Origin of the sequence: Echinicola pacifica DSM 19836 (assembly GCF_000373245.1) — a bacterium.
Taxonomy (GTDB): domain Bacteria; phylum Bacteroidota; class Bacteroidia; order Cytophagales; family Cyclobacteriaceae; genus Echinicola; species Echinicola pacifica.
This window is the reverse complement of the sequence record NZ_KB890750.1, coordinates 330,117-347,237: the sequence shown is the minus strand read 5'-3', so window position 1 is coordinate 347,237 and position 17,121 is coordinate 330,117. Positions and strand designations below refer to the sequence as shown.

Below are 17,121 nucleotides of genomic sequence, written 5' to 3'. Positions count from 1 at the left end.
ATGAGATCAATTTATAATAAAATAATTTTGGCAGCAGCTCTCCTATTTTGTGGAGGGCTGTCCGCTGCCTTTTCGCAACAGCTGCCACAGTTTAGTCAATACATGTTCAATGGCCTGCACATCAATCCTGGCTATGCTGGATACAAGGGAGAATCGTATATCCAATCCACCTATCGTAGCCAGTGGGTGAACTTTCCCGGTGCCCCAAAAACCTTTACCGTGACGGGGGATTTTAGTGCTAATGAAGGACGCATGGGTTTCGGCTTTGCAGTAATGAGTGACCAGCTTGGCCCCACCGTGACCAATGGTTTATTAGTCAATTATGCCTATAGGATACAGACGGGCAACGAATCCTTTTTGGGGCTGGGCCTCAGCGGAGGAGTCTCCGAATATGTAATCGATGGCTCCATGCTGGATCCCAATGACTATCCGGACTCGGAACTGCCGCAAGGAAGGGTAAATTTATTTACTCCCAACTTAAATGGTGGTCTGTTCTTTAATACGCCGAGATTTTATGCTGGATTAAGCATGTATAATTTGATTGGCAAAAACTCCCTCGAGCGGGAAGATATTGCGCTAGCCTATCATGATTTTCATTACTATCTGACAGCGGGTGCCCTGATCCCTCTGAGCCAAAATGTCCAAATCAAACCTTCTTTCCTGGTAAAAGAGACCAAAGGCGCGCCCACGAATTATGACCTGAATGCGATGTTTCTCTTCTACCAAAGCTTCTGGATCGGCAGTTCTTACCGCTCCAATGTGAAATGGGGAAATGACAACCTTCCCGAGAATCTTAGCAATCGAAATTCCATCGCCATACTTTTGGAATTCTTTGCCTTCAATAATCTTAGAATTGGCTATGCCTATGATAATAATCTGAATGTACTGAATACCTATAAAAACAATTCCCATGAGCTATCCATCGGCTATTACCTGGTCACTAAGAATCGAAGACTTAGCAATCAACGCTGGTTTTGACCCTAGCGGATAAGGATGATTTATGACGCTTTTAGATTTTATCACGGGGGAAAGCTATATACCAAAGGATTTCCCCCTTTAGTTTTTTTATAAATATTAATCTTCCACTAGCTACCTTATAAATTAAGGTAAACTACCTCAAATTGCTCTTTGCTGATGATAGCTAAAGTATCCTGGAAGTGGCCAAACCACCTACAGATTTACCAGTGCAGGCAATAGTGGTTTAGTAAATAGTATATTATAAGATTCAAAGAATGAGGCTTGGATGGCTAATTCCAACGATCATTCCCCGGATTCCCTGATCAATACGCTAAGTAGAAATGCCTACGAGAAAAAATGAATAGCCTAAACTATCACCTTACCCTTGATATAAATACCCTTAACCGGAAATTGGCAATTGACTTTGATTATTTTAAGTATAATTTTTCCATTCGGCATTTTGATGACAGCAGGTATTATAGACTGGCCATCATTTATAATTTCGGTAAAAAATCAACTATGAATAGCCGGGAAGATGAAAACCAGGAGGAACAAAACGCTACCGATTAATGGGGGTGATTTACGTAAGAAACTGATTGTCAAAGTAATACAATGGCGCTAAGTCTAGCTAGGAGGAACTGGGTATTCTTAATAGGGGTTTGGACTAAAAGCAAAGCCTTTTATTTGAAATAGCAACGGAGCTATCGAGACCAGTTGGTGTTTCTGATTATTCAGCATGCGAATAATATAGATATAGGGAAGGGCTATAGAAAAGGCCAGGCTTTCAAAGCTTGTATTTTGAGCTATGGGAAAGGAAGGAGTGAAGGTCAATTGAAACTCTGAATTTTCATAAACGGATTAAGTTTTTTGGCCTTGGGGATAATTAAAAGGCCTTATTGTTTGATAAGAGAACATAAATTCTTAAATTTTACATAGTTATTTACTTTTTAGACTAAGCCAACTGTCGTTAAAATTCACTTCTGGAGATTTTTATTATGCGACGTTTTATAGGCCTATTTATTATAGGTATTGTGTTGGTTATGCTCTTGGTGTTTTTCACCAATCCTGACTTACTGTCCAAAATATGGTTATACCTCATCGGCTTTGTGGGATATATTATCACCCTGGGTCAAAAGGGCTTTAGCGCGGTCAAAAAGATGTTTGAGCGCTCACCAAAGCCTATAGAGAGCATCATCAGCCCCTCACCAAAAGCAGATGAACCAGCCAATTTTGAAATCGACCATCTCCAGAGCAGAATACGCAAACTTGAAAGCGACTTAGCCTTAGCTCAGCAGGGCACTGTGGCGGAGAAAACTGCCACCATTTCACTTCTTAGGTATTATGATGATGGGGAGACCACGCTTGGACTGATGTTTATGAGGACAAAATTCTTCTGTTATACGCTCGAGGATACGCACAGGGAGCTGAAAGTAAAACATCAAACTCGCATTCCAGCTGGTCAATATGCTATCAATTTCAATAAGAATATTACGCCTATGACCCAAAAGTACAGGGATAAGAATTCCTGGTTTGACTTTCACTTACAATTGCAGGACGTACCGGAATTTGAGGGGATCTATATCCATATAGGTAATAATCATGAGCATACCAGTGGATGTATCTTAATCGCCGATGGGGTAAGTGCAGGAATGCCGCGCTCCATTCTCTCCTCCAGCAAGACTTATGAGCAGTTTTATAAGAAAATCAGTAGCCTTCTTCATACGCATGAAAATGTTTCAATAGCCATTTACAATGAAGATTGGTTTGGCAAATCCCCCATTAGATCATGATAAAACGACTTTTTACCCGATACAAAAAGCTGATCCTGCAGCTAGGCAGCATTATTATAGGCCTGATCATAGTTCTCGCCATCTTAGGGTTTTCTCTGAAAAGTGGGGGAGAGCTTTATTATGGTATGGCCCTGCTAATTGCCTTGGCGATGGGCTATGCCGTGTCTATTCGCCATCTGAGGTCAGAGGCGGATCGGCGAAGGATCTATAGGAATAAGTACCATGATGTGTTTTTTAAAGGCACCGTAATTTTTGCAGTCTTGCTAAGTCTGATGGGGATTGGATATGGGGTGTTGTCCTATTTCGAAGGAGGAAATCCCTACCGTATTGTGGGGCTGATGGTGACGGTGGTATGGGTATCGGTCTTTATGATCTATTTTGTATGGGCGGTATATTTTTATAATATCAACTATGGCATCACCGATGAGGAGTGGGCCAAAATAGAAAAGGGGAAGGAAATGCAGCAGTATGGCATGCAAAATGCCTCTACAGGCCAGGAAGAACCACTATTTAACCCTTACCGCAGCCAGACATTTGGCCTTCCTCCAGGGACTGTAAGAGGCATGATCGCATTTACCCTTTTGGTGGGAGGCATTTCCCTCTTGATAAGTAGCTATGGTATGGACTATGTGTCTAATGCGGAAATGGCACTGCGCACTCAGCAATTTGAGTTTTTTGAAACGGCATTTTTGATGATGATAGCCTTTTATTTTGGGGATCGCTCCCTGAAATACCTGCGGGATCGCTGGACAGTAGAAAATAAAACCAAGGAAAGAGGTCCTGACCCAGGTCCAGATCCTGCCAACTTTAACCGCGCAGACTCCGCACCTTCCCCCATAGAGGAGCAGGGTGATTTCCCAAATACAGATCCTGTTGCTATGGACGATTTGGAATTTCTGGAAGAAGATTTGGCCTTTAGAATGATCAATGATATTCCTAGTCCACCAAATATCAGTTCCCTAAAGAAAGGGCTGATCACAGCGCCAATGATAGACACCTCCTCCATAGGAAAGGTGCCTACCTCGGCCTTCGTACAGATCAGAGATAATGCAAATGATAAGGTGCTCATCGATGAGGAGATAATGGAGGCCTTAGATGAATTGAGGAATAATAAGGGAATAGACCTCTCTTTGGCCGTGGTCAAGGCCCTTATTAGTGTGGAATCCTCTGGCAGAGGCCATTTGCCGGATGGAAGAGCCAAAATACTCTTCGAGGGACATAAATTCTGGTACTGGATGAGCAAGGTGGGGAAATCCACCGAGGAGCTGGAGGATCTCCAAAAGCAGCATCCTACGATTATCTATCCCAAATGGACCACCTCACACTATAAAATGGGAGCAGATGAATACCAGAGACTGAATAAAGCTAAGGAAATTGCCGAGGGAATCAGTAACAGCGCTCCTATCTATGCCTCATCCTGGGGATTATTCCAGATTTTGGGCGAAAATATCACCCATAATATTCAATCTAGGCATTATAAGGATGCAGAGGACTTTGAGGCTAAGCAGCATGAGGCGGAATATTACCATTTCTTAGATTTCATGGCTTTCATCCAACATAAAAAGGTCAAAGATAAAGCCCTAATTCATTATATCTCCGAGGAGAATCAGGGGCAGTATGACTGGGCATCTTTTGCCTATGGCTATAATGGTAGAGGCTATAAAGTGAGCCAATATGATATTAGGCTGGCCAAAGCTTATCAAAGTTTTAAGGCTAAACTGAAATGATGATGTATAGACCGCTACTCAGATATTGCATTTTCGTTGTATTAGCGCTGCTAATGACTTTATCCTGCAAAAAGGACGAGAGGGCCATGGTAGTGGGCAAAATTAAGGAGGCCTCTGACCTGGCCACCACAGAATTTGTGATCGACAAGGTGGTATTTGGAAGTAAGTCCAAGAAAATATTCTTTGTGGATATAAGCCAGACCCAATTTATGGCTTATTCTAAAGTGTATGTAAAGACGGGAATCGACCTGAGCAAAATCCAACCTGAGGATATAGAGGTGGAAGGGGAGAAGATTATCCTTGTTCTTCCGGCCATCGAAGTGGTAAATTTCTCGTATCCAGCGCCAGATTTTGTGGTGGATTCGGTCATTACTGATACCAAGGCATTTCTAAATAAACTTTCCTTAAGGGATCAAGAGCGCTTTTTCCAGGAAGCTGAGCTGGACGTTCGTAGCAATTTACAGTATATGGGTCTGGTAAAGACCTCCCAGCAGCACACCCGGCAGTTATTTGAAGTGCTGCTGAGTGCACTTGGCTATAAGGAAATCTATATCAGTTATAAATCAAATGAGCTGCTGCTGCCACAGGTAAATTTACTGGACGCTGAAGATATGAGGATCTTAGAATGATAAACGCTGTACTCAAATATTGGAAGATTATAGTCGATGTTCTGCTGGTAATGGTGCTGGTGGGCTTGGTTTTTTGGTGGAATCCCTGGAAGATTTTTGGCGGGGGATTAAAATTGGAGGATACGGGGAATTTGCTCACGGAGATACATAAAATTGGCGAATTGGTGACTGCCGAATACTATGGGGAAGTGGTCAGCTCCATCGAAGAAGCTCGCTTACGGCCGATCGATGAGGGCTGGCTGATGGATCAGGCAGATAGCTTGTACATGGCCTTGGACCTTTCTATTGATAACCTTAGGGACTTCCAGGAACTTCCTGAGGAGGTCCGCGTGCAGGAATATCAATTGCAATCAAAAATCCCTAATTGGAGGTCTATTATAAAATATAAGGTCCGCAAAAATAATATTAGCAGAAAACTCGATTATCTAGGGTCTATGCCCCTCATGGAGTCCCACCCAATGTTTACTGAGTTATTGATCTTATTATATAACAAAACCTTCAGAGAGAATAACACCGGATTGAAAAACGGGGAAAAAGAAGCGCTATTTTTGGAGTTTTATGAGAAGGATGTGCCACAGTGGACCGTTCAGGATGGTCAATCATTGGTAAAGCAACTTTCCAATCGGGAGCGTGAAACCTGGACCAAGAGTGAAGCCAAAAAGAAACTTACCATGATTGGCAGAGGATGGGTAAAGGCTGGATTTGACTTTTCCGATTTGGATGAGGAATCTATTATTTGGAACAAAGAACGTAGTGTAATCCATATAATGGGCGCTTATCCAAAAATCCTTAATACGGATATCAACCCCTGGTTTATTCCCGAAAAGGGGATTCCTGGTTTTCAGATTTTGGAAGAAAAGGGAAAGGTGGAATTTAAAGACGCTCAATTAGTTAAATCTTATTGCCTGGATAAGCTGACGCTGCAAGCCCACCGTGCTGCATTGCTTCAAAATGCGCAAGCTCAAGGGGAACTGGCTTTAAAGAACCTATTTTCTATTCTTACTAATACCGAGATCAAACAGGTGTTTTTTCACCATAATCCCTTCTTCGATTATGTAAAAGAGGCTCAAAAAGATGAACATATAACCTATAATGAGGCCTTCCTTCTGGATTCCTTAATGGTCATGGAGGCAACTCTAATTGACTCCCTCAATCGGACGGTCAAAAATCAATCGATCAATCAATCCTTGGCGAAAGAGAAAGCCCTAATCCTGCGGGAAATCCTGACCGAATTAAGGCGATATCCATACGATATGGATGGAGAATCATTCACGATGCTTTCATTAACCGGCAGTCAAATCCTGAAGGATAGCCTGCTTAGCGAAGAGGAAACTCTGCTTTTAAGTTCGATCAGAGAAAATTTCTCCAAGCCAGGAAGTTCTAAAGCAAAAGCTATGAAAAGGCTGAATTCCTCCTATGCCTATTGGTATATGGATTCCATGGTTTTTGCGAAGGAATACAATGACTTCATCCGAAAACTCTCCCATAAAAAGCCCAATATAGAAGCCTTGAATATCAAATACTGCATGCTAGAGGAGGATTTTAATATGGCGGAGATATTTAACCTGGAGAAAGTAGTAGGATATAATCTTCTGGAAGGAGAAGATGTGGTGGAGTTATTAATTCAAAATGCCACTGCGGAGGCCGAATTTTGGAAAGATTTGCTGTTTCCTTTTTACTCTTCCTCGCCTCCATCGGAGAATGTTTTGGTCATCACGAAGGAGGTGGATCCCGAGTCCAACAATCCAAAAGCGAATGTCTATTGGCATATCCATAACGCTCAAATGGATACGGTATATCATCTAACCAGCAAGATCAATGAAATCCTTGATCCCCAGTTTTTAACTGTTTTGAGCCAGGAGGCCTCACTATTAATAGATCAGGGCCAATGGCTGAGTACTTCATTGAGCAATAATCCTTTAAATCCTACTGACACCTTGACTTCTGGTCAAGGCGAAGAGTTGGTTGATTATATGGTGAGTGTGCATCATGAGGAAATTGCCTTTGCAGATAGAAATATCTTCGAGAAAGCATCGGACTGGTTGGCTTCCAGGTCCAAAGATAAAGGGAGTCAACAGGTCGTTTTGGGTCCAAAAGGGGTATCCTTAAAAGCCGAAGGTAACTGAGGTTTACACCTGAAAAATTATCGTTTGGAAGAATCACTATTTATTGATTCCTTATTATTTTTAGGGAAATAAAAATCCCAATTATGAAAGAGTCCGCTTTTATTAAAGAGTGTTTTTATCGGATAAGTGTAAAAGCCCTGATCAAAAATGAAACAGGAAAAGTCTTATTGATTCAGGAGGATAATGGATTGTGGGATCTGCCTGGAGGAGGATTGGATCATGGGGAATCCGTCAAAGAGGGATTGGTCCGTGAGGTGAGAGAGGAAATGGGCCTTCAGCTAAGCTTGAAAAATGAGGTACCCCGCTATTTCTTTACCTGCAACAATCCAAAAGGGGAGCCCATCGCCAATATTATTTACGATGCGTATTTAGAAAGTTTTGATTTTGTGGCTTCCGGGGAATGTATGGCATTGGGATTTTTTGATTTTGACGAAGTCAATAACATACAAACTTATGAGAATGTGAGTATCCTAATGAATCTGATCTATCCTGTGGGCGGAAGCTAATTTAAAGCTCTATTGGGTTTGACTTTAAGTCAGTGTTTTTAATCTCACTATTTCGATATTAAAAAGCCAGCCTATCCTAAGCAGGAAATGGCTGGCTTATACCAATTACGGATAAGGACTTCATTGGAATTAATTCATTTCACTGGTATCCCAAAAATCCAGTCCCCAGTCCACAGTCCATCTAAGAATCTACGAACCGAAATAAACAAGTAGGGACAGTAGCGGCTTCTCATAAAACTCTTACGATATGGTAGTTAAGATCAAAATAGTACTTCCTAACAAGACCATAGACTGGGTGAAAGTCCAGGCTCTTTTGTTGAGCAGTCTACTGCATGGATAATCCTATTTATTATTGATATGAGTGGATGAGGTGGAATATTTTTAATTGGACAATTTGATTCTTAAGGCTGCATTGAAACCTACTAGCAGTTCGTCGTCCCAGTCAAAGGATTCTCTATGGAAGTAAAATTGAGGATCAAGGAATTGCTCTCCACTTTCTATCCTAGTCCAGGTGGCGGAAGGTCCAGCGACAAGTTGGAAACGCCTACCTATATTAACACCAAAGTTAAAATTGAACCTGACCAGGTAATTTTCGCTTTTAAGTTGATGCAGGTAGTAGGCCTCTGGATTTACGAAAAATATTGGGCCTACCGCGATATTACTTCCGAAACCTGCCCCAAGGGCCCAGGAATCCTGAAAATCTGGATTATAGGCTGCGTTTAAAGTGGTGTATAGGGCTGGAATACCTATTTTCGCCGCTAGGTTATAGGTAAATAACTCAGTATATCCCATTTCGATTGCCTGATAACCTCCATGGCGGATGATCGATAAGAAGCCGATAGGAACCCCACTATCATCTAAGGAATCCGCATAATTAAGGAAACCCAGCTGAATGGTACTTAGCTTACCCGTGCTATTCACAAATCCTATCTGGGCTCCAGTGACTTCCTCCGGACTGGTATTGACAAAACCTATTTGGGCCCCATCCAGTTTTTTGGCGGAGGTATTGATAAACCCTACCTGGAGGCCATTGCTTTCCTTTACCGCCGTATTTATAAAACCCAGCTGGCTGCCTCTGAGGGATTCTGCCGTGGTATTAATAAATCCCGTTTGTAGCCCGGTAACATTTCCCACTACGGTGTTTACAAAGCCGGCTTGCAGGCCATTCAAATCCCCTCCGCTAGTATTTAAAAATCCCAACTGTGCACCCAAAAAGTCCTGACGGTTCATATTGATCAGGCCGATTTGTGCACCTTTATGGGATCCTATACCATGATTAATCAATCCAATAAGAGGGTAGTCAAAACCCTCAGGCGCTTGATTATAGAGAACCGTGTACAGTGGAATCGAATCGTTTTGTGAGAATGCTTGCTGACTATAGGTCAGAATTAAAGCCGCGGCCAATATTAATATCTTCTTCATTTGTGGTAATAATTTGTTGTTCTTATTACCAAGACACCTTTCTTAACCATTACCCTTATTTCCATGGCAATAAAGTATAGATATATCCAAAAATCTAAAAAACTCCACGATGGTTTACCCTTAAAAACTAGCTGAATTATCCATGAAGGGCAATTTTAAACTTATCAAAAGGACTCTGAGAAATAATGCTTGTATGACTGAGAAAGTATTCACAGCTGTCAGAAAGCGATCTATTGACCTAAAAAATATACGAAAGACCGGTGGACCAGCCTATATACCAAGCCTTAATGGATCTATCATCAGAGAAATCCTCAATCACCCATCCTGGAATATGAGTTTCGCTGAGATCCTGGCGTGAAATGAAATTAAGGGATGGCCCCACAAATAGCTTAAAATGTGGCTTGGGTTTCAATCCAGGAATTATTTTAAGAGAGCCCGTATTCAGGGTGCTAGTCACCGGCCCCAGACTAGTGCGGGACATCAGTTCTGTATCGAGAGAAAATAGACGGGAATTGGATAGGTGGAGCCCTAAGCCCACGTCCAGGGCATAATTATAGGTTCTGTCCTCCAATGCATAAGCGATTCCCAAGAGGCCGTAGCTGAAAGTCCCCCCAGTCCTCAGCGTCATGGAAAGGTAGTCCAGTTCGTCATAAGCGAAACTAAGACTTTTTTCTCCTGACCTTATAATATTCACGAGCCCGATGGGGTAGGCGCTGGAATCGGCAATATTGATTAGGCCTAATTGCATATCAGTGGAAATCTCCGCTTTATTTAGAATACCCGCTACTTGGACATTGGATAGACCCTCGGCTTGGTTAAACAGGCCAGCGACTTGTAAGCCTTTTGCCTGTTTGGATTTATTATATAATCCTGCCACCTGCATGCCATGGAAATCCCCGGTAATATTAAAGGCGCCGGCTGCCTGAAACCCATCGACAGCGCCCAATACTCGATTGGATATACCAGCGATTTGGATGCCCTCTACATTTCCTCCCACCAAATTAAAGATTCCTGCGACTTGAAAATATTTGGTGTTTTGGCGGTTAATATTAAATATACCACCGATTTCCATTCCGCTGGTGCCTGCCGTATATCCGCCTATAATATTCAGCGAGGCATGGTTTACGACCTGCCCGTTCATCAAACCATGGGTGCCTACTCGTGGGAGTAAGGAAACCTGAGCAGGCATTTCAGTGATGAAATCTCCTATATTCAGCGATTGCATTCGCTGCTTGAAGCCAATCATCATCTGGCCAAAGAAGGTACTTTGGAGTGCCTCATCATTATTGCTCTCCGTAGAGTAGCGGAAAGGTGTACTTTTCCTGTCGGCCTGAATATCCACTGGCGGAAGTAGCATAAAAGTGGTGTCGCGATAATTTTCCTTGCTAATAGTGAGGAGTATGGACTCATTAGGATTTTTGACTTTTAGCTCAAAATAACCCCGCTTATCGGTCAGGGAGGACTGCAAGGTGCTGCGGTCATATACACTGGCATAGGCTATCAGATTGTCACTCCGGAGGTCTTTGATCTTTCCGGTGATCAGCCAGCTTTTGCCTTCTTTAATCTCTTCATTTTCATCCAAGAATAGACGATTGGGAGCATATCTGATAATAATATAGCCTGGAGTCTCCACAAATTCATAATCATTACCCAATAGCCCTAACATAAAATGCCGCACGGAGCCCTTAAATCTTGCTACCGATACCAGGCTGTCCACGGGGATAATATTGCTATTGTAGGAAAAATAAAATCCTTGATCCCTCTCCACCGTTTTTAACACCTCCTGGATGCTTACCGACTCCATGGATTTCACAGAAAGTGACTGATCCAATGCATTCTGAGCCTTAAGCTGTGGACTATAATAGGCGAAAAGTGCAAAAAATAATGAGATCCTGAACAGGGAAAGGCTTTTCATACGATGTCTAAACCATTATTTGATAATGATCCTATTGGGCTCTCGGATGATATTCAGACCAAAAGTAGCCTGCAATACCTGAAGATTGCTTTCTAAAGAATCATTTTTGAAGGTCGTTGTCAATGGTAAATTACGTAAATCTTCTTTTAGGATTATAATATTTGCCGAATAAGCCTCATTTAAAATTTCCACCACTCTCCATAATGGGGTCTGCTGAGCTTGGAAATAGTCGCCTACATAATAGTTATATAGATTATCATCTATTGTGCTGAGTGCGACATTGGGATTATTACTAGAAAGCAGGATTTTTTCGCCTGGCTTTAACAAGGTGGTTTTATCCATCCATTCCACTTCCACACTTCCTTCGGTAAGGATCACCTCGATCTTGTCCTCACTTTTCTTAATATTAAAGGAGGTTCCTAAAACCTTTACAGAAGCATCGCCCACTTTTACTATAAAGGGCTTTTCTTTGTTTTTGGCAACTTTAAAATAGGCTTCTCCTTCCTGAAGTTCGGCATGACGGCTCTGAGACAGGAAGTTTTGTTTGAACGTCAGTTGACTATTTCTATTCGCGGTGATGATGCTCCCATCAAAGAGCTCTTCCGTATGAGTTTCCTGACCGCTGGAAACCTGTATATTACTAATTAGAAAATTGTCGGGTTCCATAAAACTGGAATATAGTATGCCTGCGGCAATGAAGAATACCATAAATACAGCGGCTATTTGAATCCAGGAATTTAGAAATCGCTGTTTTCCCTTCCGAGACGTTTGCTGATCTCTAAGCTGCTGAAATTTTTCCCACGCATCATCCACTTCTATTTTATAAGAAGGCTGTATGCGTTGACTTTTTTGCCATATCCATTCGATTTGATCATAAAACTCCCGATTCGAGGGATGATCATTGATCCATCGTTCTATTTCTTCCCGCTCCTGAGCACTGGTTTCCTTGATAATATTCTTAATTAATTTGCTCTCATCCATATTTCCAACCATTCTAAACACATAATAATTACTAGGGGTAGAAAATCCGCCAACTCACTTCTCAAATGCCTCAATGCTTTACCCATATGGGTCTCCACCGTTTTGACAGATATCCCCATACGATCTGCGATCTCCTGATATTTCAGGGATTCATATCGGCTGAGAAGAAAAACCTTACGGCATTTTTCGGGTAATTTTGCTAAGGCTTTTTTCAGCTGCTCCATAAGCTCTTCGTCATGACCAGGGTCTTCACCCATTCCATGCCTCTGGATTTCATACTGCTGATATTGCTGATGTTTCATCTTTACCTTTTCATGCCTAATATGATTCATGCAGTCACGATAAACCATCTGATAGAGATAAGCCTTTAGCGAAATGCTGATGGTGATTTGCTCCCGTTTCTCCCATAATTTTAAGAATACTCCTTGCACCACTTCCTCAGCCTCCTCCTCTTGCTTCAATAACATGCAGGCATACGCATACAAGGGCTGAAAATAGTCCCTGAAACTTTGCTCAAATAGTAAGTCGTCGATATAGGTCTGACTTTCCTGCTGTATTATTTCCACTGTCTATGGATTATCGTATTCTTTTACCCTTATTTTTGGTTCAATATCGAAATTTTTCCTCTATGAAATCATCTTTTTCCTACAAAACATAGGTAAAAAACCCTCAGGGAAGATGAAGCGTAGCTCTGATAAAGAAAGTGCTTTGCTTACCATTCTTAAATAGGACACCCAAGTGCGGACTTACCCTTAGTGAGATCTAAATAATATCATAATAATAGGGTAGTAGGAATAAAATTCCATCCTTGCTTCCTATAGGCGTGAAGAATTAGAGTAAAAATCTTATGGAAGTAGCAAGCATATAATACGCCGACCTGCAGCAAGTTTGATTTTTGATTGGAAACGTTTCAGTTGCCTATGATAATAGGAATGTTATGCTCTTATTTATTTGATGTTTTCCCACCATCGTTTGGCCTCTGGTGGATTTGAGAGGTTGACGATCTGCCCAATTTCAGGGTGAAGAGCCATTAGATTTTCTTCTATTGCCGCTTTTAGGAAGCGCTCTATAGGATCGGTCCAGGTATGTGGGGCTAGAGAAAACCCTCCCCAATGGATAGGAAAAGCCATTTTGGCTTTAGCATCCAGTGCCGCTTGGACACTCTCTTCCGGGTACATATGGATATTAGCCCATTGTTCATAATATTGGCCACATTCTACAAACATCAAGTCAAATGGACCATACTCTTCACCGATTTCTTTAAAATGTGGGCCATAGCCACCATCACCACTATGATAGATGGAAACCTCCTCCCATTGAAAAATAAATCCACCCCAAAGGGATTTTGCCCGGTCCAGCAGTCCCCGACCAGAGAAGTGACGACTGGGAGTGAAGGTGATCTTGATATCAAAATAACGTGTGCTGTCCCACCAATCCACCTCCTCGATATTATCTGCCGGCAATCCCCAGTTCTCCAGATGCCGACCAACCCCTAGGGGCACTAACCAATGCTTCACTGTTCCAAAAAAATACCTGATGCTATCATAATCAAGATGATCATAATGGTCATGCGTTAAGCATATCAAGTCAATTTCCGGCAAATTATGCATAGCTTCCCTCATGCCTGCGCTGAAGCGACTCGTGGTAATGGGAGCTATGGGGGAGGCATCCTGCCCAAACATGGGATCAACTAGGATGTTTTTGCCCGCAAGTTGGATTAATAATACCGAATGGCCATACCAAATAAATTTAGCACGCTGGTCGACGTCTGCCTCCCATGCTTCCTTATCAAAAGCCAGAACAGGAATATTTTCCTTGGGACCTTTCGTAGTCTTTACCAAGCGATTGTCCTTCATTAATTTATACATTCCTGAAAAGGAAAAATCCATTGTCGTTTCAATGAGATTCTGAAAACTCTTACCCTTCCAGTGCTTGCTTTTCTTGGCCCTTTCTAAATCATCCTTGCGAAATGACCCCCCAAACTGTGCTTTAAATGACATTTACTTATGTTAATTCTTAAATAATCCCCCAAATAGGTAATTTGATTCCCAGGAATAGCTCCTATATTTTCCATAGGCATAACGTGGAATATGCTTATAGGTTAGTTTATAAGACTATTTCATAAACTTAAAAGGTGAACCAGGCACTAATTTATGGAAATAATAGCCCTTTAGAAGATAATATCAAGGAATTTCTCGGCCTATTATAAATAGAGGTTTTTAGTAAACGACCCCTTTATCAGATGGATAAGCTGTAGCCCTTGCCTGATCTGCCAGATTGTATCATGAGGATGTGGGATCGCAAAATGGATTTTGGGGAATAGGTGAAGATGCATACCCATTATTTATTATGACCTACCAGAATTACACATTAGTGATGTGAATTTTAGTAGGTTATAGTGGGTAGTGTAGGTGAAAAATACCCAAATCTGGCCGTCTTTTTTCATGCTTTTAGCTGGCATAAAATGAAAAGGACCCTGAGCAAACTGCTTCAATAAAGGCTATAAATACCAAAAAGGGTAAATATCATCCATAAGGAAGCTCGATATTATCTCCAATCTGCCATTTTATGGGAAGGTTAGCTGGCAATTTTAGTTCTATTCTTTCTCCTTCAAATTCAAATACAAAAGCACTATGATCCTCAGACGCATTGATCTTTATCAATTTTGCTAAACATCTCTTCGTTTTTATTGGGGTAAATGGACTGTTCTGCTGGGATGTAACTTTTCCATTATCCAAGAATAAAAGTTGGTCCGAAACCTTGGTTAAGGAATCTAGGTCATGGCTTACCAAGAAAATGGTCATCCTGTATTTTTGGTGAAGCATCTTAAGGTATCCCAACAGTCTATCTCTTAGTGCAGGATCTAAAGCCGAAAATGGCTCATCCAGCAGTAATAGGTCGGGTTTCATAGCAATAGCTCTGGCTAAAGCTACTCGTTGCTGCTGGCCTCCAGAGAGTAATTGTGGCTTGATATCTCTCCACGCTTCCATCTCCATCACCTCTATAAGCTCGTTGACCAGTCTTATATCCTTCACTTTTTGAGCGAAAAGGAGATTCTGCTGCACGGTCATATTGGGAAATAAGGCATAATCCTGAAATACAAAGCCTATATTTCTCTTGCCTGCAGGAGTATTGATGCTGGAGGTGCTGTCATACCAGACTTGATTATCTATCATTATATGGCCCTGGTCAGGCTGCTCCAGTCCCGCAATGATTCTCAATAAGGTGGATTTCCCGGCTCCTGAGGGGCCACTTATTCCGATGATCCTCCCCAAATCCCAATTGCAGCTTAGGGCCATTTCCCATAGGGAAGAGGTGCCTTTAAAGGATTTTTCTATATCAAGTTTAATCATCTTGACTGTTGTTTAAAATACCCACCATTGAAGGTGTAAACGACCAATAGAGTAACAAATGATAGGGCCACTAAGATCATAGCGTATTGATTGGCTAGGGCATAATTGAGGCTTTCTACCTCGTCATATATTGCGATGGAGGCCACCTTAGTTTGATTCGGGATATTTCCACCGATCATGAGGACCACGCCAAATTCACCCATGGTATGCGCAAAGGTGAGTATTAATCCGCTCAATACTGCTGACTTCATATTGGGCAATAACACCCTAAATAACACAGTGAAAAAATCCTTATCCATCAGGCGCGCAGCTTCCATGAGGCTTTTTGGAATGGAGAGGAAACCCGATTGTAAAGGCTGTACCATGAAGGGTAGGCTATATAGACATGAACCGATGACCAGCCCTGGAAATGAAAATAACAGGTCCATTCCAAACCAGCTATGCACCCAGGTACCAAGACTACTCTGTGGACTGAAGGCGAGCAACAAATAAAATCCTAATACGGTCGGGGGAAGCACCAGCGGCAAGGCAATGATGGCTTCTAAGATGGGCTTGAGTTTACTGCTGCTTTTCGATAGCCAATAGGATAGGGGGATCGAAATAGCAAATAATATAATGGTGGTAATTAATGCTAATTTTAAACTTAGAAGAATTGGATTCCAAAGCATTGTATAAAGCAAAGTGAGCGTAGTGTATTATTGAGGTACCTGATAGCCATTTTTTTCCAAAATCGCCTTAACAGTTTCCGAAAATAAAAAATCATAAAATATTTTAGCCTCTTTTGAAGGAGTTTTTTTGTCTGACCGTATCAATACCGCCCCTTGGTGTATGGGAGAATAGCTAGTGGAATCTATAATTTTCCAGTTTCCTTTCCCTTCCATTTTAGGTGCTTTGACCACCGACAATGAGGTGATGCCAAGGTCCACTACTGCGGATTCTATATATTGATTGGTCTGGCCAATGCTCTCTGCAAATACTAATTTTGCCTGGATGCTGTCCCATAATTGTGTGTTGGTTAACATTTCTTTGGCGGCCTGCCCGTAAGGGGCGGTTTTGGGATTTGCTATAGCTATATTTTTTACTTGTTTTAGGCTATTTTTATTAATTGAATCCAATTCAACTCCTGTCATGCTCCACCATATTAGCTGACCCGAAGCATATATTCTGGGGTGGGTGGTGGTCAGGTTACCGAGGAATAAGGTTTCCGGGTATTTCATATCGGCGGAGACAAATACATCAAATGGCGCTCCTTCGCGGATTTGGGCGGTAAGCTTTCCCGAAGAACCCAAAATTAGGTCGCAGTCTATTGTGGTGTTATTCTCAAATTCTGCGATGATCTCCTTCATAGCATACTCCATATTAGCGGCAGTAGCGATTTTTAGGCTTGTGCTGGGTCTAGGAGAACATCCGTACCCTCCAACCATTATTATAAGAAAAATAAAGGCTCTCAAAAATACCCCCGAACAAAATTTCTGAATAATCATAACCGAAATAAAGGGGAAATATTCCATTCTATCAATTTTTACCAAGATTATCCACTAATTAACTTGCCAACATCTATTCTTTACTATTGAAATCGAAGGGTTTTGAGACGGAGTTAATGGTATTTATTAAAAAAAAAACTCACTCTCCTGAATAAATCAGAAAAGTGAGTTGAATTTGGAGTCGATGAATAAGCCTATTCCTAAGCAATGAATTTCTAATAGAAAGTAAGC

The 17,121-nt window shown here is 41.7% G+C and carries 15 protein-coding genes; 7 read left to right on the top strand and 8 right to left on the bottom strand.

Going from position 1 to position 17,121, the window contains the following annotated elements:
* The 7 genes from B050_RS0112055 to B050_RS0112020 all read left to right on the top strand — a co-directional run bounded on the left by B050_RS0112055 (position 1) and on the right by B050_RS0112020 (position 7,735).
* Positions 1 to 978, top strand: a complete 978-nt coding sequence (locus B050_RS0112055; RefSeq protein ID WP_026235838.1) for a PorP/SprF family type IX secretion system membrane protein — start codon at positions 1 to 3, stop codon at positions 976 to 978.
* 336 nt (positions 979 to 1,314) lie between these two features.
* Positions 1,315 to 1,527, top strand: a complete 213-nt coding sequence (locus tag B050_RS0112050; RefSeq protein ID WP_018474176.1) for a hypothetical protein — start codon at positions 1,315 to 1,317, stop codon at positions 1,525 to 1,527.
* 425 nt (positions 1,528 to 1,952) lie between these two features.
* On the top strand, positions 1,953 to 2,747 hold the full coding sequence (locus tag B050_RS0112040; RefSeq protein WP_157492769.1) for a DUF5675 family protein: 795 nt from the start codon (positions 1,953 to 1,955) through the stop codon (positions 2,745 to 2,747).
* Positions 2,744 to 4,474: an N-acetylmuramidase family protein gene (locus tag B050_RS0112035; protein WP_018474173.1), complete on the top strand. Its 1,731-nt coding sequence runs from the start codon at positions 2,744 to 2,746 to the stop codon at positions 4,472 to 4,474. Before B050_RS0112040 ends, B050_RS0112035 begins: the two co-directional genes overlap by 4 nt.
* A gap of 53 nt (positions 4,475 to 4,527) precedes the next feature.
* Positions 4,528 to 5,103, top strand: coding sequence for a DUF4230 domain-containing protein (locus B050_RS0112030; protein ID WP_018474172.1), 576 nt, complete (start codon positions 4,528 to 4,530; stop codon positions 5,101 to 5,103).
* Entirely contained in the window at positions 5,100 to 7,229 is a 2,130-nt protein-coding gene (locus tag B050_RS0112025) for a DUF4230 domain-containing protein (protein WP_018474171.1), read from the top strand. Before B050_RS0112030 ends, B050_RS0112025 begins: the two co-directional genes overlap by 4 nt.
* Before the next feature lie 83 nt (positions 7,230 to 7,312).
* The gene (locus B050_RS0112020) at positions 7,313 to 7,735 is read left to right on the top strand and encodes an NUDIX hydrolase (protein ID WP_018474170.1); all 423 of its coding nucleotides are present in this window, start codon (positions 7,313 to 7,315) and stop codon (positions 7,733 to 7,735) included.
* Positions 7,736 to 8,116: 381 nt separating this feature from the next.
* On the opposite strand, the gene B050_RS0112015 is transcribed toward B050_RS0112020, so the two are convergent.
* The 8 genes from B050_RS0112015 to modA form a co-directional block, all read right to left on the bottom strand.
* Positions 8,117 to 9,157 (bottom strand): LA_2272 family surface repeat-containing protein, encoded by a 1,041-nt coding sequence (locus tag B050_RS0112015; RefSeq protein ID WP_018474169.1) that lies wholly within the window; start codon positions 9,155 to 9,157, stop codon positions 8,117 to 8,119.
* A gap of 238 nt (positions 9,158 to 9,395) precedes the next feature.
* Complete coding sequence (locus tag B050_RS0112010; protein WP_018474168.1) at positions 9,396 to 11,072, bottom strand: peptidase associated/transthyretin-like domain-containing protein; 1,677 nt, start codon at positions 11,070 to 11,072, stop codon at positions 9,396 to 9,398.
* Positions 11,073 to 11,087: 15 nt separating this feature from the next.
* A complete protein-coding gene (locus B050_RS0112005; protein ID WP_157492767.1) occupies positions 11,088 to 12,053 on the bottom strand; it encodes a FecR family protein in 966 nt (321 codons plus the stop codon).
* A complete protein-coding gene (locus B050_RS0112000) occupies positions 12,035 to 12,619 on the bottom strand; it encodes an RNA polymerase sigma-70 factor (protein ID WP_018474166.1) in 585 nt (194 codons plus the stop codon). Before B050_RS0112000 ends, B050_RS0112005 begins: the two co-directional genes overlap by 19 nt.
* Before the next feature lie 381 nt (positions 12,620 to 13,000).
* Positions 13,001 to 14,053 carry an MBL fold metallo-hydrolase gene (locus tag B050_RS0111995; protein ID WP_018474165.1) on the bottom strand — a complete coding sequence of 351 codons (1,053 nt, stop codon included), beginning with the start codon at positions 14,051 to 14,053 and terminating at the stop codon, positions 13,001 to 13,003.
* A 525-nt stretch (positions 14,054 to 14,578) separates the two neighbouring features.
* The gene (locus B050_RS22415; protein ID WP_018474164.1) at positions 14,579 to 15,406 is read right to left on the bottom strand and encodes an ATP-binding cassette domain-containing protein; all 828 of its coding nucleotides are present in this window, start codon (positions 15,404 to 15,406) and stop codon (positions 14,579 to 14,581) included.
* Complete coding sequence (modB, locus tag B050_RS0111985; protein WP_018474163.1) at positions 15,403 to 16,074, bottom strand: molybdate ABC transporter permease subunit; 672 nt, start codon at positions 16,072 to 16,074, stop codon at positions 15,403 to 15,405. Before modB ends, B050_RS22415 begins: the two co-directional genes overlap by 4 nt.
* Before the next feature lie 27 nt (positions 16,075 to 16,101).
* Positions 16,102 to 16,830, bottom strand: a complete 729-nt coding sequence (gene modA / locus B050_RS0111980) for a molybdate ABC transporter substrate-binding protein (RefSeq protein ID WP_044202464.1) — start codon at positions 16,828 to 16,830, stop codon at positions 16,102 to 16,104.
* Positions 16,831 to 17,121 lie beyond the last annotated feature (291 nt).